Below are 22,259 nucleotides of genomic sequence, written 5' to 3' on the forward strand. Positions count from 1 at the left end.
CGCCGTGGGGGGACTACAGGTCGCGAACCGCGTTTTTTAGGGGTGCTCACAACCTGTGGAAGATGAGAATCTCGCGCACAGCATTGCGGCGATGCCGGCAACCATTGCGATGAGGGCTGCGACGACGGGAATGGCCACCATCGCGTAACCCGCGGACAGCACGAGGCTGCCCGCCCAGGACCCCAGTGCCACGCCAACGTTGAACGCTGAAATATTCAAGGTCGAGACCAGGTTGGGTGCTCCGGTGCCAAATCGCATCACGTTGACCTGGGTGACCGGGATGGCCGCGAAGGTGGCAACGCCCCACAGGAACCAGTTGAGTTGCGATAACAGCCAGTACGGGCTGCTCCATCGCAGCGTCAGCGAAACCACCGAAATGGCGACCGCGATCAGAATCAGAGCACGATTGACGTTCCAGTCGGCCAACTTTCCTCCGAGCAGGCTACCCACGGTCATGCCGACGCCGACCAGAAAAAGGCTTCGCGTCACGCCGTCTCCGGTGAGCCCCGTGACGTCCCGCAACAGGGGGGCGATGAACGTGAACAACGGAAACGCGCAGCCTGTGAACAGTGCGGTCACGCCCAGCGTCGCCCATATGCGCGGATCCTTGAGCGCCCGCAGTTCTGCCCGTAGATCGGGTTTTGCATCGTTGTCGTTGGCTGGAATGAGCATCGACAGACCGATCACGGCGATGACGCCCAAGCCCGCAATGGCCCAGAACGGAGTTCGCCAGCCGTCCCATTGCCCCAGTGCCGTGCCTATCGGAACGCCTGCGATGGTGGCCAGGGTCAAGCCGAGAAACATGGTGGCAATGGCTGTGGCTTTGCGATGTTCCGGGACGAGATTGGCGGCCATTACCGCACCAATGCCGAAAAAGGCACCTTGCCCGAGGGACGTCACGACGCGTGCCGCCAGCAGTGAGACATAGCTCGCCGCAAGCACGCAAAGCAGGTTGCCGATCACGAACAGAACCATGAGGGCCATCAACGAGCCCTTGCGGGAAAACCGTGACGTGACGAGGCTCATGATCGGCCCGCCAATAGCGATGCCCAGCGCGTAGGCGGTGACCACCCATCCGGCCTTCGGCACCGAGACCTGCAGATCGGCGGCGATGTCGGGCAGTAAGCCCATCATCACGAACTCGCAGGTGCCCAGAATGAAAGTGGCCAGGGTTAAGACGAGGACGGCGAGCGGCATTCGGTCGTTCGCCTTGTGTGCGGCAAAAGTGTCTTGCACGTAAGCTCCTGCGACCTGTGTCGCTCAGGATAGAGGAAAGAGGAACGCCCCTGTTTCAAGGAAGCCGGAGGATTTATCCACGGCCACTTCTACAAGGGCGGGCAGGCTTAGGCGCCGTAGCCGCCGTCGACAGCAAATCCGGCGCCAGTGATGTGCCCGGCGGAGGAGCCGCTCAAAAAGGCCACCATCGCTGCAACGTCTTCGGTCTTGCCGTAGCGACCCAGCGCGATGGCATCACGCATGGCGTCGGAACCTTCGCCGTCGGCGGGGTTCATGTCGGTGTCGGTCGGGCCGGGATGGACGATGTTGACGGTGATGCCACGCGGCCCCAAGTCCCGCGCCAGTCCCTTGGTGAAGGCAATCAGCGCCGCCTTGCTCATCGAATAGATGCTCAGGTTGGCCATCGGCACCCGCTCGGCCAGAACGCTGCCAAGGTTGATGATGCGGCCGCCGTCGGGTAAGTGGGGCAGTGCCGCCTGGCTGGCCAGGATCACCGACTTGATGTTGATGTCGACGACACTGTTCAGCGTCGCCAGATCAAGCGCCTCCAATGGCCCGTACTGGAAGATCCCGGCGTTGTTGATCAAGATGTCCAGCCCGCCCAGTGCGTCGACGGCCTGGTCGATCGAATCTTTCACCGCTCGTGGGTCGGCACTGTTGGCCTGAAACGCAAAGGCCTTGCGCCCGGTTGCGTTGATCTCTGCGACCAGCGCTTCGGCTTTGTCGCGGGACCGTTCGTAGGTAATGGCGACATCCGCACCTTCGGCAGCCAGCGCCAAGGCAATGGACTTGCCGATGCCGCGACTGGCGCCGGTCACCAAAGCTCGTTTTCCGTTAAGAGTGGACATCTTCTTTTCTCCTGACATAAATGAGGCGGCCGCCCTGTCACATGTGAACAGTTCAGCCGCCCGTTGGTAGTGCGTTATTACCGTGTTGATCGCCGCCAATCGACGGGTCTGAAGTCGACGCATGTTGTCTCCATCAATCCAATGAAAGAGTTCAACCGTTATAAAAAGAGCTTGTTAAATAAGTGCGTGGTTGAACGCGAAACGCCGTGCTCAACTCACTGTAAGTACGATCGTTAACGTGAGCCGATCTAAACGTGGCCATAAGTTCAGGGACGAGCGTGCGGTGCGTCAGACCTTTATATGAAGACTGCCCTGTTGGGCGCTGGCAGCCTGGCCCTGTTGTTGAAGCGAGGACGTTGCACGTTGTCTGGCGTTTTGTATTCGGGCGAAGTCGTCGAGATTCTGCAGTGCATGAACGGTTTTGATGTAGTCCGGCACGACATGAAAACCGTATTCATCAAGGCCTGACGTCGCGGTGCGCAGGCTCGAGATTCGTGCGGCAAAGTAATCGAGTGCATTCATTTTCTCGTTCGGCCGTGTCTGATTGCCAAGTGCATCGAGGTGCGTTCCTGCCGCGACCATCAAATTGGCGGTGATTTTATCGATCAAGCCCAACGCATAAAGATTTTTGCTGATCAAACCTAATTCGACAGGTGTGACGGCGCTGATATCGAATTGCGAAAAGCTGGCGCCTAGCCCCAACTTCTCCAGCGCAGCGGTGTCCAGAACACCCTCCTTCTTTCCGATCTCTCTTAATACCTGTTGCGTGGTAAACGATGAACTTGCACGCGTCGTTGCACTGGCCATTTTAATGGACACGGCGCCAAGCGAAGTTCCGACGGCACTGGGCATTTCATCACCTTTACAAGAGTCGATAGTGTGTCGGGTGCAGCGAGGTGCCACCGGGGGTGGGAGCGGCGAAAGTTCCGCGTACGCCTGTCACGAATACATCAGGGCTGTATCCGGTGAACTGTCATCGTCATCATCCGGCGACAGCCCTGACTGGGCCTTTTGGCTCAGTGCCTCCAGCCATATTTCGTGCTGATCGATGAGGCCCTGCGTGAAGCGGTCGGTGGCCCAGATCCCCAGCGTGCTGATCTGCGTTTCATCGGTGATGACCAAGGTCTGAGTCGCGGAAAGCGGGTGCAAATACCAGGTGTGATAAGCCATGACCCCTTCGGCACGTGCGACCCATCCCAAACGTTTTTCGAATTCGAAATCATGAACGGTGGAGGTGAGGCGGAACCCGAACGTCGACCATTTGAAGACAGAGCCCGCCTTCAGCGCAGGGCCGGGCCAGATGACAAATTCCACGTCCTGAGCGTTGGCGTACCACTGGGGCCAACGCCGGGCATAGGTGAGCCATGCCCATACCTTGGACACTGGCGCCGGGATCACCTTCTCATTGCGAGCGCACAGTGGTGCGTTCCTCGGATGGTAGGCCTCGGGCCAATGAATGTCGGCTCTCAGGGTCGGCAGCAATGCATGAAGTGCCTGTTTATCCATGGGGCTTACCTCGAGTGAGATTGAAGAACGGTATGGATGAAGCATTTGGGGTTCACGAGGCTCTGATCGGAGATCGCGGGACGACATGTTCGCCCGACGCCAGAAGCACCTCGGCGGCAGGGCGCTGCCCGAATCTCGGTCGAGACGTGATGCAGCGCAGACTAGGATTGCCGTGATACAACTACAAACAATCGTTTTTTGTATGAGATACAAATATGAACAAGGTATCCCGGCTGGGCGTCAGGCAACTGCGCATCTTCGCTGCGTTGATCAAGACGCGAAACCTGAGTGCCGTTGCTGACCAGATGGGGCTGACGCAGCAGGCGGTCAGCGCCAACCTGACGACGTTGCGTGAGGTCTTCAGCGATCCATTGTTTGCCCGCACCGGCCGAGGTGTGATGCCCACGGCACTGGCGCTCGAACTGCGCGGCGAAGTGGATGACATTCTTGCGGCACTCGAGCGGCTGGTAGAGCGCGCTCCGTTCGATCCCGCTCAAGTGGTCGGCACATTGAACGTCTCGGCGTCGGATTACGCCCATCAAGTCGTCATTGCGCCCAAGCTGGCTCAGATCCGGCAACAGGCGCCCGGTCTGAAGCTGATCCTCAGCGAAATGCTGGTCGATGCGGTGGCCAACAAGATGGCGAGCGGCGAAATCGATCTGGTCATTTCTTTGAATGATTACGTTCCGGCGCATTTCTCCCGGCAAACGCTGTTCGACGAGCACTACGTCTGTGTCGCAGGGGCGGGCTCACCCCTCGCAAAAGGGCGCATCAGCCTGTCGACATTGGCTCGACAACCCCATGTCGTGGTATCCCCGGCGCGGGCTAATCTCATCGGTTCCGCCGATGGCTGGTTCCAGGCCCGTGGCCTCACGCGTGAGGTGATTCTGTCGGTCCCGCATTTTCTGCTGGTGCCGTCGATGGTCAGCACCGCGAACGCGGTCGCGTTCCTTCCCTCGCGCTTACTGCCATCCCCCGGCCTCGTGGCGCTGCGGCTGGAGGATGATGCTTGCCCGCCTGGCTATCAACTCATTGCGGCGTGGCACCCTCGCTCCAATTCGAATCCGCTGATCAACTGGCTCGTCGGGTTGCTGTCTTCCTGAGCAGGCGGTGCGAGTCAAGGTCGTGATAGTGGCGGCAAACGCCACAATCAGTGTCCGCACGCGTCGTTTATCAATCCACTGCCCCCTCCCACAATGGCCGCCCTCGGTTCCCTTGGCATCAGCGGGGAACAACACAGCCAGGGCGCTAGGCCCTCAGGCTTCAAATCCGGACAGTGGAAAATATGACGATGTCAGCGAATCGCAGGCGGTGGGGTGTGGCAGTGACGGCCGTGTTAATCGTGGGTGGCGGGTTGGGTGTGGGCTCGTCGCAGAGAACGCCTCACGGGGTGATCGGTTTTGCCGAAGCGGCAGGCGCGGTCCAGGCCACGGAAGTGGGTGTGGCGGTGGTCAACGCGCAGCCGGTTACGGAGCGTCAGGGGTATTCCGGCCGACTACAGGCTATCGAGGACATTGCGATTCGGCCGCTGGTGTCCGGGACCCTCGTCGGTGTGCATTTCAAAGACGGCAGTCTGGTGAAGCGGGGCGACGTGCTGTTCAGCATCGACCCCAAGCCGTATCAGGCCGAAGTGGACCGTGCGGCGGGTGTCCTCGCCGCCTCCCAGGCTCGCGTGGCATTCGCATCCTCCGATGCGGCACGCGCAGAGAGGCTCATTGCAAGCAACGCCATCTCCAAACGGGACCTGGACGAGAAGGTCAACGCGTTGCGCGAGACACAGGCGAACGTCAAGACCGCGACGGCGGCACTGGACGCCGCCAACATCAATCTTGGCTATACGCGTGTGAAAGCACCGGTGGCGGGGCGGGTGTCGCGGGCGGAACTGACCGTGGGCAATACCGTAGCCAGTGGCGCCTCTGCTCCGGTGCTGACGACGCTGGTTTCGGTGTCACCGATTTATGCGGCGTTCGACGTCGACGAGCAGACCTACCTGGCGTACCTGTGTTGTTCATCGGGTGCTCCGGTGCCAGTGTCCCTCGGTTTGGCGAACGAGACCGGTTATTCCCGCAGCGGCGTGATCGATTCTGTCGACAACCAGATGAACAGCGGCTCCGGCACCATCCGCGTGCGCGCCCGCTTCGATAACCTCGATGGTGCGCTGTTGCCGGGCCTCTATGCGCGCATTCAGGTGTCGGCAGGCCGAGCCCACGATCGGGTGTTGATCAACGATGCGGCGGTGGGGACCGATCAGACCCGCAAGTACGTGCTGGTCGTCGATGAGCAAGAGCGGGCGCAGTATCGGCAGGTCGAACTGGGCAACCTCCACGACGGATTGCGCATCGTTCTAAGCGGGCTTCAGCCGGGTGAACGGATCATCGTCAACGGCGTGCAGCGCGTGCGGCCCCAGGAAAAGGTCAGTGTTCAAACCGTCGACATGGCGAATCTGAGCCCTTCCATCAAGCCTGCAGCCTAAGCGACGGATTCTTTCATGAACATCTCGAGATTTTTTATCGACCGGCCGATCTTCGCCGGTGTGTTGTCCGTGCTGGTGGTGCTCACCGGGCTGATCGCGCTGGCCAGGCTGCCGTCCGCCGAATACCCCGAAGTGGTGCCGCCTTCTGTGCTGGTGCATGCGCAATACCCGGGCGCCAGTTCGAAGGTCATTGCCGAAACCGTTGCCTCTCCGATCGAAGAGCAGATCAATGGTGTCGAGGACATGCTTTATATGCAGTCGCAGGCGACCAGCGACGGCCAGATGACCACCACCGTGACATTCAAGCTCGGGACCAACCCTGACCTGGCGCAGCAACTGGTGCAAACCCGCGTGGCGCAGGCGTTGCCGCGTCTGCCCGAGGACGTCCAGCGCCTGGGGGTGACCTCGATCAAGTCCTCGCCGACGCTCACCATTGCGGTGAACCTGGTGTCACCCGACCGTCGCTACGACCGGGCTTACCTGCGCAATTACCTGTTGATCAACGTGCGCGATCGCCTGGCGCGGATTCCCGGCGTGGGCGAGGCGCGGCTCTGGGGCGGTGGCGATTACGCGATGCGCGTCTGGCTGGACCCGCAAAAGATTGCGCGGCTGGACATGACTGCTTCCGATGTGGTGAACGCCATCCGTGAGCAAAACGTTCAAGTGGCAGCGGGCATGGTCGGCGGTTCCCCCATGATCGCCAACGTTCCGCAGCAGCTGACCATCGACGCCCAGGGGCGGTTGAAAACCGAGCAAGAGTTCCTCGACATCATCTTGAAGTCATCCCCCGGCGGCGCGATCACGCGCCTCTCGGATGTGGCGCGGGTCGAGATGGGCGCTGCCGAATACGGCCTTCGTTCATTGCTCGACAATGAGCAGTCGGCTCAGGTGGTGATCTTCCAGCAGCCCAACGCCAACTCGCTGCAGATTTCCAAAGACGTGCGCGCCGCCATGGCTGAGTTGCGCGCGGACATGCCCGAGGACATGGATTACCGGATTGCCTACGACCCCAGTCAGTTCGTCCAGGAAAGCATCAACGCGGTGATCATGACCTTGCTCGAGGCCATCGCGTTGGTGGTGCTGGTGGTCATTGTCTTCCTGCAAACCTGGCGCGCCTCGCTCATCCCTTTGCTAGCGGTGCCGGTCTCGATCATCGGGACGTTCGCCCTGTTACTCGCCTTCGGATTCACCATCAATGCGCTGTCACTGTTCGGTATGGTGTTGGCGATCGGCATCGTGGTTGATGACGCCATCGTCGTGGTCGAGAACGTCGAGCGCAACATCGAAGCCGGCCTTTCGCCCCGCGATGCGACGTACAAAGCCATGCAGGAAGTCAGTGGTCCGATCATCGCCATCGCACTGACGCTGGTGGCCGTGTTCGTGCCGCTGGCGTTCATGTCCGGACTGACGGGCCAGTTCTACCAACAGTTCGCGATGACGATTGCCATTTCCACGGTCATCTCCGCGTTCAACTCACTGACCCTTTCGCCCGCGCTGGCAGCGATTTTGTTGAAGGGACACGGCGCCCCCAAAGACTGGCTGACCCGGATCATGGATCGCCTGTTCGGGCGCTTTTTCGATGGCTTCAACGGGTTGTTCAATCGCGGGTCCGAGGCTTACGGGCGCGGCGTGGGCCGCATGATCAATCGCAAGGTCGTGATGCTCGCCCTTTACGGTCTACTGGCCGCAGGGGCGGTGTACATGGGCAAGGTCGTGCCCGGTGGGTTCGTACCGCAGCAGGACAAGGATTACGTGCTGGCGGTTGCTCAACTGCCCAATGGGGCATCGATGGAGCGCACCGAGCAGGTCGTGCGGGAAATGGCCGACATCGCCTTGAAACTGCCAGGCGTAGAACGGGCCGTTCAATACCCTGGCATGTCGATCAACGGCTTTACGCATTCCTCCAGCGCGGGTTTGATTTTCATGATCCTCAAGCCTTCGCGGCAACGGGGAGAGGGTGAATCGACGGCGGATATCGTGACGGCATTGAACGCCCGCTACGGCAAGATCAAAGAGGCCAGTGTCGCCGCGTTTCCTCCACCACCCGTCTTGGGGCTGGGGACCTTGGGCGGATTCAAATTGCAGCTCGAAGACCGTGGTTCGTTGGGCTACGAGGCGTTGAATGCGGCCACTCAGGCGTTTCTGGCCAAGGCTGCCGAGGCGCCTGAGCTGGGGCCGGCGTTCTCGACGTTCCAGATCAACGTGCCACAGCTGAACGTTGAACTCGATCGGATGAAGGCCAAGCAATTGGGGGTGTCTGTGACCGATGTGTTCGAGACGCTGCAGATCTACCTGGGCTCCACCTACATCAACGACTTCAACAAATTCGGGCGGGTCTATCAGGTGAGGGCGCAGGCCGACGCGCCGTTCCGTGCCACGGCTGCCGATATCGGTCTGCTGAAAGTGCGCAATGGGGCGGGCGAAATGGTGCCGCTGTCTTCTCTCATCAGAGTGACCACGACCTATGGTCCGGAGTCGGTCGTGCGTTACAACGGTTTTCCCGCGGCCGATATCAATGGCGGACCTGCGCCGGGCTACTCCTCCGATCAGGCGCAGGCGGCAGTGGAACGCATCGCCAACGAAGTCTTGCCGCGAGGCATTCGCTTTGAGTGGACAGACCTGACGTACCAACAGGTGCTGGTGGGCAATGCATCGCTGTGGGTATTCCCGATCAGTCTGATTCTGGTGTTTCTGGTGCTGGCCGCGCTCTACGAAAGCCTCACCTTGCCGTTGGCGATCATTCTGATCGTGCCCATGAGCCTGCTGTCCGCCCTGGTCGGGGTATGGCTGACCGACGGCGACAACAACATTTTTACCCAGATCGGTCTGATGGTGCTGGTGGGGCTGTCGGTGAAAAACGCGATCCTCATCGTGGAGTTCGCGAGGGAGTTGGAGATGCAAGGGCGCAGCATCGTGCAAGCCGCCGTGGAAGCGAGTCGTCTGCGATTGCGGCCCATTCTGATGACGTCCATCGCCTTCATCATGGGTGTCGTTCCGTTGGTGTTTTCTTCCGGTGCAGGGGCCGAAATGCGAGCCGCGATGGGTATCGCCGTGTTCTTCGGCATGCTGGGGGTGACCTTGTTCGGGCTCATGCTCACGCCGGTTTTCTACGTGCTGTTGCGCAAGCTGTCCGGGGTCGAGCATCTGGTCGATAAACATGGCATGCACCCAAACCTTCAAAGCGTGGCCGCCGGGCACCCGCACCACGACGAGCGGTCCCTTGTGCGCGCAGCGTCTCCCGAGTATTCGAAGTGAGTGGCGGAATGAGAAAACAGTCGATCAATAAACCGAACGTGAATGCGATGTGGCTGTTGTCCACGCTGATGCTCGCAGGCTGCGCGCAAACCCCTGACTACCTGAAGCCTGAGATGGTGCTGCCCCCATCGTTCAAGGAAACGTCCGCATTGCCGGACCCTGAAGCGGGCGAGTGGAAGAGGGCGCAGCCTTCCGAGGAGGTCGCCAGGGGGCAGTGGTGGAAAGTCTTTGACGACCCGTTGCTGGATAAGTTGGAGGAAGAAGCGCAACTGCAAAATCAGAACCTGCTGGCCGCCGTGGCACGTCTCAAACAAGCCAGAGGTTTCGGTCAGATGGCCAATGCGGATCGGTTTCCCACCCTTAGCGGCGGGATAGGGCCCTCTCGGCAACGGCTGTCGTCCGAGACTCAACCCGAGACAGGCGGAGGACTGCTACAGACATTCTGGCGCGCTCAGGCAGGGGCTTCGTACGAAGTCGACCTGTTTGGCCGTGTCTCCGCGTCGGTTGCAGCCGCCAATGCCGATACGGAGCGAGGAATGGCCCTGCTTCGCTCCGTGTTGCTGAGTGTGCAGGCGGACGTGGCACAGCATTATTTTGCGTTGCGTCAACTGGATGCCGAGCTGGAAGTATTTGCTGGCGCCGTGACCTTGCGCGAACAAGCGCTGGCACTCATCGAGCATCGGTTTGCGATGGGCGATATCGGCGAGCTGGATGTGGCTCGCGCCAAGGCGGAACTGGCGACCACGCGATCCGACGCGATGTCGGCCCAACGGTTGCGCGCTGTGTCAGAACATCGCTTGGCCCTGTTACTGGGCAAGACGCCTTCACAGTTCTCGATCCCGGCTCAGCCGCTTAAGGACATCCAGGTCGAGGTCCCTGCCAGCTTGCCCTCTTCACTGTTGGAGCGTCGCCCCGACATTGCAGCCGCTGAACGCACCATGGCGGCAGCCAACGCGCGCATCGGCATGGCCAACGCGGCGTTTTTTCCGTCGCTCACGTTGACGGCCGCCGCAGGCTTGGAGTCAGGGTCCTTGAGCAACCTGTTCAACTGGAGCAGCCGCACGTTCCTGCTGGGGCCATTGGTGGGAACAGCATTGAACATGCCTCTGTTCGATGGTGGCTTTCGCAAGGGCAATCTTGCGGTGGCCAAAGCGGTCTACGAAGAAGACGTGGCGCGATATCGTGAGCAGGTGCTGCTGGCGTTCCAGGAGGTCGAGGACAATCTCTCGGAACTGCGGATCTTGCGTGAGCAAGCCGTGGAGCAGGCCCGCGCGGTCGACGCTTCTCAGCGCGCGGCCACGATTGCGCGCACGCAATACGACGAAGGGGACGTCATCTACCTGTCGGTGCTCGACGCGGAGCGCACGGCGTTGCAGTCCAGGCGCAGTGCTATTCAGTTACAAGGAGGCCGGGCGACGGCGACGGTCAATCTGATCCGGGCCTTGGGCGGGGGCTGGGACGCGCCGGGAGAGACCATGGCGATCGCCGATTAGTCAACCACCCCGTCCGGCATGACAAAAACCCAGGCGCGCTGCACATCGCGGGCCTGGGTTTCTTTGTATCTCATACAAGAAAGGATTGTTGGTACAGGGCGTCTGGCTTTCGCACAATCACGCCCCGTCAGTCAGGTGTTCGTGAGCGTCTTGTCAGGCACGAAGGGGAGAGCAGGGATTCGATGCTGTGCATCGCGGGCAGGAGGACGGCGGCAATCGCGTCAGCGCCCGAGGTGGGGCGCATCTTGCGGCCCGCGCGAATGAACAGTGGGTCGTTGAAATGCTGCCTCAGTTTTGCCAGGGAGTTACTGACCGCCGGCTGGCCGACTTCTAGCCGCATCGCGGTATGGGTGACGCTGCGCTCCCGGTAGAGCACTGAAAAGGTGAGCATGAGATTCAGGTCGACATTCCGGAAACGCGTCTCGTCGATCGCCATCAGACGGCACGTCCGAAGGATTCGATCACATAACTGTTGAACTCCATGGAAAACACGCTCTCGAGTTTGATCAGCGAGATGAAGTATTCACCGGCAGGGTGATGGAACGAGGCCCGCATTTCGTACACCGATTTCCAGTGCCCGGTGATGATCCATAAGTGCGGATTGAAGTGGCTTCGGGCGACTTGATACAGCACGCAGCCTGGCAGCCGTTTGACGTTCTCGCCTGCCAACAGCAGGGCCTTGCCCAACTCATCGCTTCGCTCGGGCAGCGAGCGTATGTGGATGGTATTGATCGCCTGCGTCAACATGCTTTGTTCCTTATAGGTAGTTTCTGAATGATAAAGATGGCGTATAGGGCGATAAACGACGCCAAACGAGTTTCTCCGTGGCGACGGAGGCGACAATGAGCAAGCGCAGTGATCTTTCACTCGCCGACATCGTGACGTTCACGGCAGTGGCTCAGGCCGGCAGTTTTACCCGGGCCGCCGACGCGCTCGGCACGGACAAATCGAATGTGGGCAAAGCCGTGCAACGGCTGGAAAACCGCCTGGGCACGCAGCTGTTTCAACGCACCACGCGGGCGATACGCCTAACGGATGATGGAGAGACGTACCTGAGGGGCGCGTTGATCGCGCTAGACAGTTTTCAGGAAGTCGAGCATGCGTTGGCTATTCGAAGGACTGAACCGGTAGGCCGCGTGAGGCTCAATCTTCCGGCCAGTTTCGGGCGATTGTTGCTACCGTCTTTTGTTGCGCTGGGGGAGCGTTATCCGGGGCTGACTCTGGAGCTGGCGATCACCGACCAAGTGTCCGACCCGGTTGCCGACGGCTGGGACATCGTGGTTCGCATTGGTGAATTGCCCGCTGACAGCGAGATGACCGTGCGCAAGCTTTGCGACACGCATTTCGGGATTTACGCCGCTCCGGCATATCTGACGCGCAAGGGCCCACTCGATTCGGTTGAACAACTCACCCATCACTCGGCAATCATTTTCAAAGGCCGGAACGGCCGACTCAGGCCGTGGACCGTTCTGGATGGCGATCAGGTTAAAGACATCAAACCCGAGCCCGCCATCATCATGTCTGACACGCAAGTGATGATTGACGCGATGGTCCAGGGGCTTGGGGTGGGGCAAGTCCTCGACCGGATGGCCGCCCCCTACGTCCGGGAAGGGCGGCTGGTGCACCTGCTCCCGGGGTGCGACACGCCGGGAATGCCTATTCACGCGTTGATCCCTCTGGGGCAAAAGATGTCGGCGCGAACCCGGCTAGTGCTCAACCACTTGTCAGAGCATTTGCGGGTAGGGTAAGCGCGGTTCGTGTGCAAGGGCCGGAGAATCCCGGTCAGCCCGCTCATTCGGTGAGCCGCGATCAGAATATCGGTGGGCCGTTATGCATAGTCCCCGATAAGCGTGAGTACATCGTCGATAAACCGCTCCTCGACAGGGTCGGTGCCTTCTCGAAGGTAGCCCGGCAGCCGCTGTTGAAATTCGCTTCGGTCGGCCGGTTTGAACTCCAGCAGGGCCTCAAGCATCGCAGGGCGGAGCAAGCGTCGGTTGTCCGGTGTATCGGGGAGGGCCGGACGGATGATGTGCAGGTCGAGGTAGAGCAGTTTCTCGCGAAGCGTCGTGTCTCCCTCCTGGGTGATGCGTTCGGCGTGTTGGCTCTGTTTCTCGGCAACTTGCTGGATGATTTGCTCTTCAGCCTGATCCGATTCCATTGAGATAGGTAAAAGGCGGATGCAGAGCGAGCTTGCCCAGGAGGCAACCATGATCGGAGAGGGCGGGCAGCATTCAGGACGCTGAGATACTTGCTGAAGCCGTCCTTGGGATCGTTTGGCGAAGCTTTGACTGCGGTGGCGCCACATTAGCGGCTGGGCCGGATGGGGTAAAGCGCGGAAAGGATAGCGATGCGCTGTTTATCCCTCTTCACCCGCTAAGCCGCAGACAAGACAGAACTCCTGAACCCGACGCATTGAACTCTATATGAGGACTGTAATCTCTACCAATACCACATTCATTTTCGGGAGCGTTCCATGCACACCACCGAACAGCCGTTCCAAGGTACACGCGTACGATTGACGTCCTCCAGAGCGGTCGAGTCTGTGCTCCATTCGCTTCTTGAAGACATCGGCCACACGCCGGTGAACATGGAAGAAATAACCGCACGCCACGAGACGTGGGAGGCTTTTCGCGATCATCTTCAACAGCTCGAAGGGCCGAGTGGTTTCATGCTGTTCGGTCTCGTCGACCACGGCGCCTGGACGCGCAAGGCAGGGCTTTCCCGCCGAGCGGTCAGGGTGATCCTGGGTAATCCGTTGATCGCGATCACGATGCTCAAACACGACTCCCAAGCAGGACTGTTTGCCCCGGTCGAGATGTTGCTGCTCGAAGAGCCTGGCAACACCAGCAGTCTGCTCTATGTGAAGCCGTCGTCGCTGATAGTGGTGGACGCCAACCCGCCGCTTCATGAGGCCGCTGCCGTGCTGGACCGCAAGCTTGCGGCGCTCGCCGATAAAGTGACGGGCCAATAACGTTGTCCTGAGTGCAGGGCGGCTCCTGAACCCGCAGTCGGCGATTGGGGTTCACTTACCAGGGCAACTCGGTCCCATGGCGGTCGGTGAAGCGAAGGCCGGGTTTACCTGCGTTTCGGGCGACGACGTCCACGACCAGAGGGATGCTCTCCGACACCTCCAACGATGCGCTCTGGGTGCCCATGTCCGTGCGAACCCAACCTGGGGCAACCAGAAGAAGTGCGCGGCTGTCGTGTGCGTGACGCGCATGGAAGCTCTTCATCAGCATGTTCAGTGCTGCCTTGCTGGAGCTGTAGAGCTCCCAAAAGCCGGTACTTTGCGTGATGCTGCCCAATTCAGAAGACATCACCGCGAGGACGCCGTTGGGTTTGACGCTGTCATGGAAGATCTCGATGACGCGCATGGGGCTCAATGCGTTGGTCAACAGCATGTCCAGATAGTCTTTTTCTGACACCTGCAACGGCGTCAGCGCATTGGCTTTGCAGATACCGGCGTTGACGAACAACACGTCCAAGGTTCGACCTTGTTGACGACGATGCAGCGCCTGAACGGCGTCGAGATCCACGACATCGACCTGTTCGATTTCGAGGGAAGCGCCGAAGCGTTTTTCGAGGTCGTTGAGGCCTTCAGATGGACGACGGGTGGTTGCGACGACGTGCCATCCCCGAGACAGATATTCTTCTGCGAGGGCCAGGCCAAGTCCGCGTGAAGCCCCGATGATCAAGGCGGCAGGTTGAGTGCTCATCATGTTCTCCTTGGTAACGCCCAGTCAGGAAGACGGGCGCAAACGAGGAGGAGAAAGTAGCAGCCGCGTTGTTGAGCAACGACGCCTCAACGGTCATCGCAGTCATGACGGCCTGTCATCAGTCAGGCCACGATCGCGATGGGAATATCGTCGTCTTCGGGCAACTGGCTCGCCAAGGCTTGGCCCGCATCCTGTAAGAGGCGGGTGTCGTGAATGCTCACGGCTGACGCAGCCTCACCCCTGTCAATCAGTCATGGCAGTGTGTAGTTGAAGGCAGGTTCAAGCCAGCTGGGTGGTTCCACATCAGGCTGATTTTTCGTGCGCCCGGCCGCAAGGTCCAGCAGCGTTTGAACCAATAGATCTGGCGCGCTCATCATCGCGTTGTGACCTGTCGCAAGTTCGGTCCATGCCCAATCTGGCCGCGCCTGGACACGCGCCCGGCTCCGTGCAAGCGGTTCGTAAGAGGGCGCCGAGCAGTACACGTATACCTTGGGTACATTCATTCCCGAAGCGTTTGGCGCTACCAGCGAGTCCTCATAGGTTTTCAGCGGATGGGGCGTGCAGCGTGCTTCGATCAACGCCTTATGATCGTGCAGTGCCACACCGAAGGATTCCGCAGCCGGGACCGGTATCGAATGGCCCTGGCCGAATCTGAGGGCGTTGGTCAAATGAGCGCTCACCCGAGAGGGCGGTAGGTGGGAGAAAACGTTCTCACCATGATCCAACACCAATGCATCGAGCATCACAAGACAGCGAAGGGCGTTGAAGCATCGACTGGCAGCACCCATGGCAGGGACTCCGCCGTAGCTGTGCCCGACCAGGATAACGTCCGTCAGACCTTCGTATTCGATGACGTTCATAACGTCTTGTATGTGGGTTTCCAGTCCAACTTCCGCATTCAACAGATGCGAACGCTCACCTAACCCGGTCAGCGTTGGCGCATAAGCCTGATGGCCCCGTGCGCGCAGCTGGTGAACCACACTTTCCCAACACCAACCGCCGTGCCACGCGCCATGCACAAGCACAAATGTCAGCGGAGCGGGATGATCTGTTTTTGCACGGCTCATCTCAGGCCTCCTGACGCGCCCAGAAGCGCAGGGCGATCACGGCACTGATGGCCATGACCAAGAGAATGAGGATGACGCACGCGGGCCAGCCACCCCTGGCGTAAGCGAAACCCGGAACGTAGGCGCCCACGCTGCCGCCGGCGTAGTAGGCGCAGACGTATAATCCTGCCGCTGAGGACTTGGCCTTCGCGGCGACTTTGCCCAGGTGGGTACTCGCAGCGGAGTTGCCGACGAACACGCCCATCGAGATGAGCGCCAGGCCCACAAAGGTCAACAGAAGGTAGGGGGTCAGTGTCAGCAGAAGGCCCACCGCGCTGCTCGTCAAGGCAATGATCAGCACTGTTCGGGAGCCGATCTTGTCGATCCATCTGCCCGCGAACGGCGTCGCAACGGCGCCAAACAGGTTCAGCAAAAACATGGACCCCAACTGCACAGTGGTGAGATTGAACGGCGCACTGGCCAGGTGAAAAGTGATGAAGGTAAACACCGCGACGAAGACGAACAGGGTGTTGAAACCGATGGCCCATACAGCGATGAGCGGAAGATTTTTGAAATGGCCCAGCATCGCCCGGATGCCTTGCCCGAAATGACGTTGCGCCACAAAATTCTGCGACGGGGGCAGGAGTGCCCACACCGCAAATCCTCCTAAAACCAGGAGCACTGACTGAGCGACGAAAGCGTAGTGCCAGTCAGTCCAGGTTGCGACGAAACCTGCAACGACCCGTCCTGACACGCTGCCGAGCACGTTTCCTGCAATGTACGCAGATGTCGCGAGACCCGAATTCGGCCCCTTCCACTCTTCTCCCAGGTAGGCAAGTGCGACCGAGAAAATGCCAGGGATGAACAAGCCCTGGAGAAATCGCCAGACAATGAGTTGATTCAACGTGCTGGAAGTGGCTGCGAGCGCCATGGGGATGGCCAACCCAAAAATGGCTACCACAATGACCCGTTTGCGGCCGAGGGCATCGGCAATGAGTCCGATGATGGGCGCCGTCAAGGCCACTGCCAGCGTGGTGGCGGTGACCGTAATGCTCACGGCACCGACGGATGCCGAAAAGGCGTGTGCCAACAAGGGCAGCAAGGGTTGCGTGACGTACACCGCCAGAAAGGGGCAAAACCCACACAAGGCGATTGCCAATAGCCGCAGCGCAAGTCGCGTGGGCGGGGTTTCGGAAGGGGTCAGAGGATCTACAGACGTGCGAGTGTTCATGGCAGAAGGCTTTCTTCGATAACAGACAGCTGCTAGCGTAATCTGACTGGTTATCGATGTGCGGCCAAGGAATATCGCGGAAATGCCAAATGACTTCGACCCCTGTTCAACGGTTACGGCTGAGGTGTCGCTGCTGTCTCGCAGTTATCGACGGGGAACCCGGCTGGGTGATCACGTCCATCGGCAAGGGCAGCTGCTTTACGCTTACCAAGGCCTGATGCAGGTCACGACGCGTACCAGACGCTGGCTTGTTCCACCGCAGCGAGCGGTATGGCTGCCGGCTTTTCGCGAACACGCGATCGATGTCTTGGCTGACATCGAGATGAGGACCTTCTTCGTTGAGCCCTCCAGGATCGTCAGACAGTGCGGTGAGGCAGCTTTGCAGAAAGAATTCGTGATCGAGGTCAATGCGCTTTTGCGTGAAGCCATCCTGGCGATGTTCCAGCCCAATCTCACGGCTCAGCGACTCGACTTGCTATCCCATATCGCCTTATTGGAATTGCCGGAAGCGGGCGATGCAACGACCTTCATCCCGATGCCGATCGACCCGCGGGCACGCCGTGTGGCTGAGCTCGCGCTTGAGGACATCCAAGGCATCAGAGATATCGACGAACTGGCGGTTGCGGCAGGCTCCTCGGCTCGAACGATTGCCAGGTTGTTCGTGGCAGAGACCGACATCACCTTCAAGAAATGGCGGCAGCGTGCGCGCATACTGGCGGCACTGGAAATGCTCAATGCAGACAGGACGATGATCAAGCAGGTCGCTCACCGGACCGGTTATGCCAGCGTCGCGGCGTTCAGTGCGGCGTTCATCAAAGTGATGGGAATGACACCGTCTGAATTTCAAGCGCGCGGCGCGAATTGAGTACGATCGCTGACTTGCCGGGCGAGGTCTGCGTGATGGCAACCGAGGATGTAATAACCTGCAGATCGCCGCTGGCCAGAATCTTCATCAAACGGCCAGCGGCGCGTCACAGCCGAGTGGGCGGGCCGGGATGTCGCGGTTTGCTACGACTTACCCGTGCGACACTCAGGTATCGGGGCTGAGCACACCCGCCATTCTGGCTTCTACCTCGTCACGGGTTGCAGCCCAGGCCGGTACGGTTTCGAGCAGACGTTGTTGCCAGCGCAGCAGATTTGGAAATGTTTCAAACGGTGCGCCGGTACGTGTGTACTGCGAGAAGGGCGCTGCGATGTCGATGTCCGCCAGGGTCAGGGCGTCGCCGACGATGAAATTCCGGGTCGCGAGGTGAGCGTCCAGGACGCGTGCGGCATTACGGATATTCGTCATCGCCAATTCGACGATGGCGTCGGTTTTTGGTTTGCCCATGAACGTCGCACCTGCCCACTCGTTGAACAGAAGCGTGGAGAATACCCGCCACTGTTCTCCTGCCCAGAACATCCATTGCAGCACCTGGAGCCTGTCCGCCTGCGTTTCTCCCAGCAGCTTGGCGTTTGTTTTCTCGGCCAGGTAGAGATTGATGGCCGACGCTTCCCAGATAACGGTATCCCCGTCCTGGAGGACGGGCGTGAGCCCGTGCGGATTGAGCTTCAGAAATTCCGGGGTATGACTTTCCCCCTTGAACAAGTCGATATTAATACGCTCGATGTCGAGGTTCATGATCGCGGCTGCGGTGGTCACGCGGCGAAGGCTACCGGAGCCAGGATCGCCGTAGATTTTGATGGACATGGTTTCTTCTCGCCTGTTGGAAGGGGAATGTTCAAAAGCTCGCTAGGGCTTGACGAGACCACGGTAAACTTTTTCTTCCGGCAAAATTATACTGTCGTTTCGCAGAACACTTATTTGGAATACGAATGACTGACCGTTGGCTGGAGATCAAAGTGTTTACGCGGATAGCCGAGTCCGGAAGTTTCTCCCGCGCCGCTCAGGAGCTTGGCCTGTCGCAGCCGTCCACTTCTCGTATCGTCACGGGCCTGGAGACTCGGCTGGGTGTGAAATTGCTGTTGCGCACGACCCGTAACGTCGCACTCACTGACGCGGGCGTAGCGTTTCTGGAGAGGGCGCGTCAGGCGGCGGCCGACCTGGAAGACGCCGAAGATGCAGCGCGTGGAATCGACTCCCTCCGAGGCACCCTCCGAGTCGCAGTGCCTATTGTGTATGGCAGCCGTGCGATCATCCCCGCGTTGCCAGCGTTCCTGGCGCGCTACCCCGATCTGCGTGTCGAAATCACGATGCGGGACGAGCGACAGAATCTGGTGGCCGCTGGAGTCGACGTGGCAATCCGCATGGGCACGCTTGAGGATTCCACGTTTGGCGCCCGCCAACTGGCTTCCGTGGCGCGGGTTTTGGTGGCGTCGCCTTCCTACCTGGCCAGCAGAGGGGTGCCCCAGACGCCTGAAGATCTGCCGTTTCATGACGCACTTCTCCACGAACAAAGCTTTCCAGAGAAGAGCACATTGAAGGTGTGCAAAGCGGGCGTCGAGCAGGTGGTGATGTTGCGCGGGAGACTCAAGGTCGATGCGGCGCCCGGTATTCTGGCGGCTGCACTGGCGGGCCTTGGCATCGCCAATGTCACCACGATCATGGCCGAAAAAGCACTGCGCGAAGGCCGTCTCGTGCAGTTGTTGCCGGACTATGACATCGAGCCATTGAAGGCGTTTGCCGTCTTTCCTTCCGGCCCGAAACCCTCTGCCAAGGTGCGCGCCCTGGTCACCCACCTCATCGCGGCCTTGGCGGAGGGCGAACCGGGGTGATCCGCTGACCCCCCGCAGGGCCTATGCCCTGCGGGGTGCGAAGTGGCCGCCAGGGCGCTGGATATCACCGGAAAAGGTCGATGTTTTCGATGACACGGTGGTTATTTAGCGTTTGATCAAGAGCGACAACACCGCACTCGCAGAGCACAACCCGGCCACGATGGGAAAGATGATCGATGTGTCGCCACTGGCATCGATCAGATGCCCGATGATCGGCTCACCAATGCCAGCGAATACATAGGACGCGGTGTTGAGTACCCCGGTAGCCGTTCCAGCGGCGCTTCGGCCGAAAATATCAGGACAAAGCGCCCAGAACGAAGAGGCAGGGCCAAAGACGAAGAAACCGCAGGCGAACAACAACGCAATGGCCAACACGCTGCCATGAGGGATGAACATCATGACGATGGCGGTTATTGACGCGAGCACCATGTAGGAGACGATTGCCAGATAGCGGCGCCCATTGAACACGGTATCGGAAATCCAGCTATTGGACAGCGCGCCCAGGGCCATGCCGACGGGTAACGCCACCGTTATCCATTTGGGGTCGATGACGGCTGAAGACGTTTTCCAGTCAAGCCCCAGAAAGTGGACAGGCACCCAGACCACCAATGCATAGCGCGCCGCATTCTGAAAGCCGATTGCCAACCCCGTGATGTAGAGCTTCCAGTTTCGCAACACCATGACGTAGCGGTCGGCGCTGCTTAATGCTTCCTCCGGTGCCACGGACAAGTTGCTCGAAGGACTGCCGTCGGCCTGTTCTGACACCGTATCTTCGGGACGTTCGGAAACGAATAGCCACAGCACCAGCGCGCCCACTAACATAGTGAGCGGCGCCAGTCTGAATATCCAGATCCAATCCAGATTCATCGCACCCAAAATAATGATGGGCAATATAAAAGCGAGGACAGAGGAGAAGCCTGAGAAGCCGACATAGATGCCATATACAAAACCGCGATGCTGATGTCCCCACCAGTTGGACAACAATCGACTGCCTGGCGCAAAGCCCATGGATTGAAAGTAACCATTGGCGCCCCAGGCCAGCATGAAAAACCAGAAAGAGTGACCAAAACTGAATAACCAGTTCGCCGCAAGCGACAAGATAACGCCGGCGATCATCATGCGTTTGCCGCCCAGTTTGTCCCCCAGATTACCGTTGATAAACTGCCCGCTGGCGTAGCACCACAACATCGTTGCGCTGATCCAGCCAATCTCGTACTTCGACAACCCATAATCATGCTGCAAGCCAGGCACGGCGAAGCCCAATGTCTGGCGCCCGGTGTAATAAAACAAATAACAGAACGTCACGCCGATCAAGGCGCGCCATTTATAGCGGTCGTAAGTTGCGCGGCGGCTTGAAGAGGAATAGTCCAGGGTATCAACGGTTTTTATTGTCATGCCTGTCTCCGGGCGGCGCGCCGTATTCGCGGCGCTAACCTTTTTTTAGGCGAAGGGGCGGCCTGCAATCCGGACGGCGCCCCTCATTTTTGTGTTGTTACGCAAGGTGGTTCAAAGCGAGGTCGATGATGTCGAAGTTGCGCAGACGTCCCTTTTTGACGAGTCCCGTCAGGCGGCGATTGAAGATCAACGGTACTTTCTGCTCGGATACGCCGCCGTGGGAACGAAGCGGTACAGTCAGTCCTGTCAAATCGTGTTTGTCGGCAGCGGTCCCCAGCACGGTCAGGCGCTCTCCCACGACCACCAGATCGCCAATCCGGTCCCCTGGCAGTTCGAATCGTTCGCAGGCTTGGGCACGTGTCAGCACTTGCTCAACCCCGGCGATGGAAGACAGAAACGCTGCCATCGCTTCATGGCGGTCGTCATTTCTGACATACACGGTGGCGAACGATCCCAGCGCGCCGTGGTGGACGACGTAAGGGTCAGTGATGGGCAGGAGTACTCGCGCTTCTTCAGGTCCGAAATGTGCATCGAGCAGGTCTTGCAAATACAAAATATTGGGTCGCCCAATGGCGTCGGTCTTTGCATTCATCCCATGATCGGCAGTGATGGCAACGACCGCACCTTCGTCGTGATAGCGTTTGAAATAACTGTCCATCATTGCGTAAAACTGATTCGCTTCGGGTGTTCCAGGTGCGTGCTTATGCTGCACGTAGTCAGTGGTGGAAAGGTACATGAAGTCCGGCCGTTCTTTGGTCAAGAGGGCGAGCCCTGCCGCAAATACGAACTCTGAAAGTTGTGCGCTATACACCGAAGGCACCGGCATGCCAACCCGCCCCACAATGCCTTCGATGCCGTGCTCCTCAAGGTTGACCTGGTCGGCTTTTTCAGCCGAAAAACAAATGCCTTCCAAGCGGTGTCCGAGAAGACTGCGTAACTTGTCTTTTGCCGTCACGACGGCCACTCGCTGACCGGCCTTCGCCATCTCGGCCAGTACAGTCGGTGCACGCAAGTATTTGGCATCGTTCATGAGCACTTCTTCTTGTGTGTCCAGATCAAAGAAGAAATTGCCGCAGATCCCGTGAACCGAAGGCGGTGCCCCCGTCACGATGGACAAGTTATTGGGATTCGTGAAAGACGGAATCACGCAGTCGCCCGTCAATACGGTTCCGAAATTCACCAGCTCGGCAAGAAAGGGAGCATGGCCGGACTGTATGGCCTGGTTGATGTATTCCTGCTCGCACCCGTCAACGCAAATGACGATAGTTGGGGTCGTGGGCAGACGATAATCTCGCGAATTGACAGTGATGGTCTGTGTCATGGTCAGGCCTATAGTGGGTTTTTT

22 protein-coding genes are annotated in these 22,259 nt (G+C 59.4%); 9 read left to right on the plus strand and 13 right to left on the minus strand.

The genetic code is table 11. From position 1 onward, the window contains the following. Positions 1 to 36 precede the first annotated feature (36 nt). From ACIQAL_RS14145 to ACIQAL_RS14160, 4 genes are all read right to left on the minus strand, one after another. Entirely contained in the window at positions 37 to 1,197 is a 1,161-nt protein-coding gene (locus tag ACIQAL_RS14145; protein ID WP_401147130.1) for an MFS transporter, read from the minus strand. A gap of 146 nt (positions 1,198 to 1,343) precedes the next feature. After that, on the minus strand, positions 1,344 to 2,084 hold the full coding sequence (locus ACIQAL_RS14150) for an SDR family NAD(P)-dependent oxidoreductase (protein WP_401146297.1): 741 nt from the start codon (positions 2,082 to 2,084) through the stop codon (positions 1,344 to 1,346). 288 nt (positions 2,085 to 2,372) lie between these two features. Next, a complete protein-coding gene (locus tag ACIQAL_RS14155; RefSeq protein WP_401146300.1) occupies positions 2,373 to 2,936 on the minus strand; it encodes a hypothetical protein in 564 nt (187 codons plus the stop codon). Between the two features lie 87 nt (positions 2,937 to 3,023). Then, positions 3,024 to 3,635 carry an SRPBCC family protein gene (locus ACIQAL_RS14160; RefSeq protein WP_401146302.1) on the minus strand — a complete coding sequence of 204 codons (612 nt, stop codon included), beginning with the start codon at positions 3,633 to 3,635 and terminating at the stop codon, positions 3,024 to 3,026. 170 nt (positions 3,636 to 3,805) lie between these two features. On the opposite strand from ACIQAL_RS14160, the gene ACIQAL_RS14165 reads away from it, so the two are divergent. The 4 genes from ACIQAL_RS14165 to ACIQAL_RS14180 all read left to right on the plus strand — a co-directional run bounded on the left by ACIQAL_RS14165 (position 3,806) and on the right by ACIQAL_RS14180 (position 10,811). After that, positions 3,806 to 4,693, plus strand: a complete 888-nt coding sequence (locus tag ACIQAL_RS14165) for a LysR family transcriptional regulator (RefSeq protein ID WP_401146304.1) — start codon at positions 3,806 to 3,808, stop codon at positions 4,691 to 4,693. A 215-nt stretch (positions 4,694 to 4,908) separates the two neighbouring features. Beyond that, positions 4,909 to 6,063, plus strand: a complete 1,155-nt coding sequence (locus ACIQAL_RS14170) for an efflux RND transporter periplasmic adaptor subunit (protein ID WP_401146306.1) — start codon at positions 4,909 to 4,911, stop codon at positions 6,061 to 6,063. Between the two features lie 15 nt (positions 6,064 to 6,078). Next, complete coding sequence (locus ACIQAL_RS14175) at positions 6,079 to 9,318, plus strand: efflux RND transporter permease subunit (protein ID WP_401146308.1); 3,240 nt, start codon at positions 6,079 to 6,081, stop codon at positions 9,316 to 9,318. Positions 9,319 to 9,326: 8 nt separating this feature from the next. After that, entirely contained in the window at positions 9,327 to 10,811 is a 1,485-nt protein-coding gene (locus tag ACIQAL_RS14180) for an efflux transporter outer membrane subunit (RefSeq protein ID WP_401146310.1), read from the plus strand. A gap of 127 nt (positions 10,812 to 10,938) precedes the next feature. On the opposite strand, the gene ACIQAL_RS14185 is transcribed toward ACIQAL_RS14180, so the two are convergent. Both ACIQAL_RS14185 and ACIQAL_RS14190 read right to left on the minus strand, forming a co-directional pair. Then, the gene (locus ACIQAL_RS14185; protein ID WP_401146313.1) at positions 10,939 to 11,247 is read right to left on the minus strand and encodes a LysR family transcriptional regulator; all 309 of its coding nucleotides are present in this window, start codon (positions 11,245 to 11,247) and stop codon (positions 10,939 to 10,941) included. Continuing rightward, the gene (locus ACIQAL_RS14190) at positions 11,247 to 11,558 is read right to left on the minus strand and encodes an antibiotic biosynthesis monooxygenase family protein (RefSeq protein ID WP_341964148.1); all 312 of its coding nucleotides are present in this window, start codon (positions 11,556 to 11,558) and stop codon (positions 11,247 to 11,249) included. Before ACIQAL_RS14190 ends, ACIQAL_RS14185 begins: the two co-directional genes overlap by 1 nt. A 95-nt stretch (positions 11,559 to 11,653) precedes the next feature. Between ACIQAL_RS14190 and ACIQAL_RS14195 the strand changes: the two genes are divergently transcribed. After that, the gene (locus ACIQAL_RS14195) at positions 11,654 to 12,559 is read left to right on the plus strand and encodes a LysR family transcriptional regulator (RefSeq protein WP_401146317.1); all 906 of its coding nucleotides are present in this window, start codon (positions 11,654 to 11,656) and stop codon (positions 12,557 to 12,559) included. Between the two features lie 80 nt (positions 12,560 to 12,639). Here ACIQAL_RS14195 and ACIQAL_RS14200 read toward each other — a convergent pair whose 3' ends face one another. Then, entirely contained in the window at positions 12,640 to 13,020 is a 381-nt protein-coding gene (locus ACIQAL_RS14200) for a hypothetical protein (protein WP_401146319.1), read from the minus strand. A gap of 264 nt (positions 13,021 to 13,284) precedes the next feature. Between ACIQAL_RS14200 and ACIQAL_RS14205 the strand changes: the two genes are divergently transcribed. Then, positions 13,285 to 13,782 (plus strand): DUF302 domain-containing protein, encoded by a 498-nt coding sequence (locus ACIQAL_RS14205; protein ID WP_401146322.1) that lies wholly within the window; start codon positions 13,285 to 13,287, stop codon positions 13,780 to 13,782. A gap of 55 nt (positions 13,783 to 13,837) precedes the next feature. On the opposite strand, the gene ACIQAL_RS14210 is transcribed toward ACIQAL_RS14205, so the two are convergent. From ACIQAL_RS14210 to ACIQAL_RS14220, 3 genes are all read right to left on the minus strand, one after another. Then, positions 13,838 to 14,527 (minus strand): SDR family NAD(P)-dependent oxidoreductase, encoded by a 690-nt coding sequence (locus ACIQAL_RS14210; protein ID WP_401146324.1) that lies wholly within the window; start codon positions 14,525 to 14,527, stop codon positions 13,838 to 13,840. Between the two features lie 251 nt (positions 14,528 to 14,778). Then, the gene (locus ACIQAL_RS14215; RefSeq protein WP_401146325.1) at positions 14,779 to 15,594 is read right to left on the minus strand and encodes an alpha/beta fold hydrolase; all 816 of its coding nucleotides are present in this window, start codon (positions 15,592 to 15,594) and stop codon (positions 14,779 to 14,781) included. Between the two features lies 1 nt (position 15,595). Next, on the minus strand, positions 15,596 to 16,693 hold the full coding sequence (locus ACIQAL_RS14220) for an MFS transporter (RefSeq protein WP_401146328.1): 1,098 nt from the start codon (positions 16,691 to 16,693) through the stop codon (positions 15,596 to 15,598). Between ACIQAL_RS14220 and ACIQAL_RS14225 the strand changes: the two genes are divergently transcribed. After that, positions 16,578 to 16,826 carry a hypothetical protein gene (locus ACIQAL_RS14225; RefSeq protein ID WP_401147164.1) on the plus strand — a complete coding sequence of 83 codons (249 nt, stop codon included), beginning with the start codon at positions 16,578 to 16,580 and terminating at the stop codon, positions 16,824 to 16,826. The two genes, ACIQAL_RS14220 and ACIQAL_RS14225, sit on opposite strands and share 116 nt — an antisense overlap. Before the next feature lie 60 nt (positions 16,827 to 16,886). Then, the gene (locus ACIQAL_RS14230) at positions 16,887 to 17,669 is read left to right on the plus strand and encodes an AraC family transcriptional regulator (protein WP_401146330.1); all 783 of its coding nucleotides are present in this window, start codon (positions 16,887 to 16,889) and stop codon (positions 17,667 to 17,669) included. 165 nt (positions 17,670 to 17,834) lie between these two features. Here ACIQAL_RS14230 and ACIQAL_RS14235 read toward each other — a convergent pair whose 3' ends face one another. Next, positions 17,835 to 18,494: a glutathione S-transferase family protein gene (locus ACIQAL_RS14235; protein WP_401146332.1), complete on the minus strand. Its 660-nt coding sequence runs from the start codon at positions 18,492 to 18,494 to the stop codon at positions 17,835 to 17,837. Positions 18,495 to 18,619: 125 nt separating this feature from the next. Here ACIQAL_RS14235 and ACIQAL_RS14240 point away from each other — a divergent pair, with 125 nt between their 5' ends. Further along, a complete protein-coding gene (locus ACIQAL_RS14240) occupies positions 18,620 to 19,519 on the plus strand; it encodes a LysR substrate-binding domain-containing protein (RefSeq protein ID WP_401146334.1) in 900 nt (299 codons plus the stop codon). A 105-nt stretch (positions 19,520 to 19,624) separates the two neighbouring features. On the opposite strand, the gene ACIQAL_RS14245 is transcribed toward ACIQAL_RS14240, so the two are convergent. Together ACIQAL_RS14245 and phnA are read right to left on the minus strand one after the other, a co-directional pair. Further along, positions 19,625 to 20,914, minus strand: coding sequence for an MFS transporter (locus ACIQAL_RS14245; protein ID WP_401146336.1), 1,290 nt, complete (start codon positions 20,912 to 20,914; stop codon positions 19,625 to 19,627). A gap of 97 nt (positions 20,915 to 21,011) precedes the next feature. After that, positions 21,012 to 22,235, minus strand: a complete 1,224-nt coding sequence (gene phnA, locus ACIQAL_RS14250) for a phosphonoacetate hydrolase (RefSeq protein ID WP_401146339.1) — start codon at positions 22,233 to 22,235, stop codon at positions 21,012 to 21,014. Positions 22,236 to 22,259 lie beyond the last annotated feature (24 nt).

The sequence above is a fragment of the Pseudomonas sp. NPDC088368 genome, assembly GCF_044753445.1.
GTDB classification, from domain to species: Bacteria; Pseudomonadota; Gammaproteobacteria; order Pseudomonadales; family Pseudomonadaceae; genus Aquipseudomonas; species Aquipseudomonas bambusae.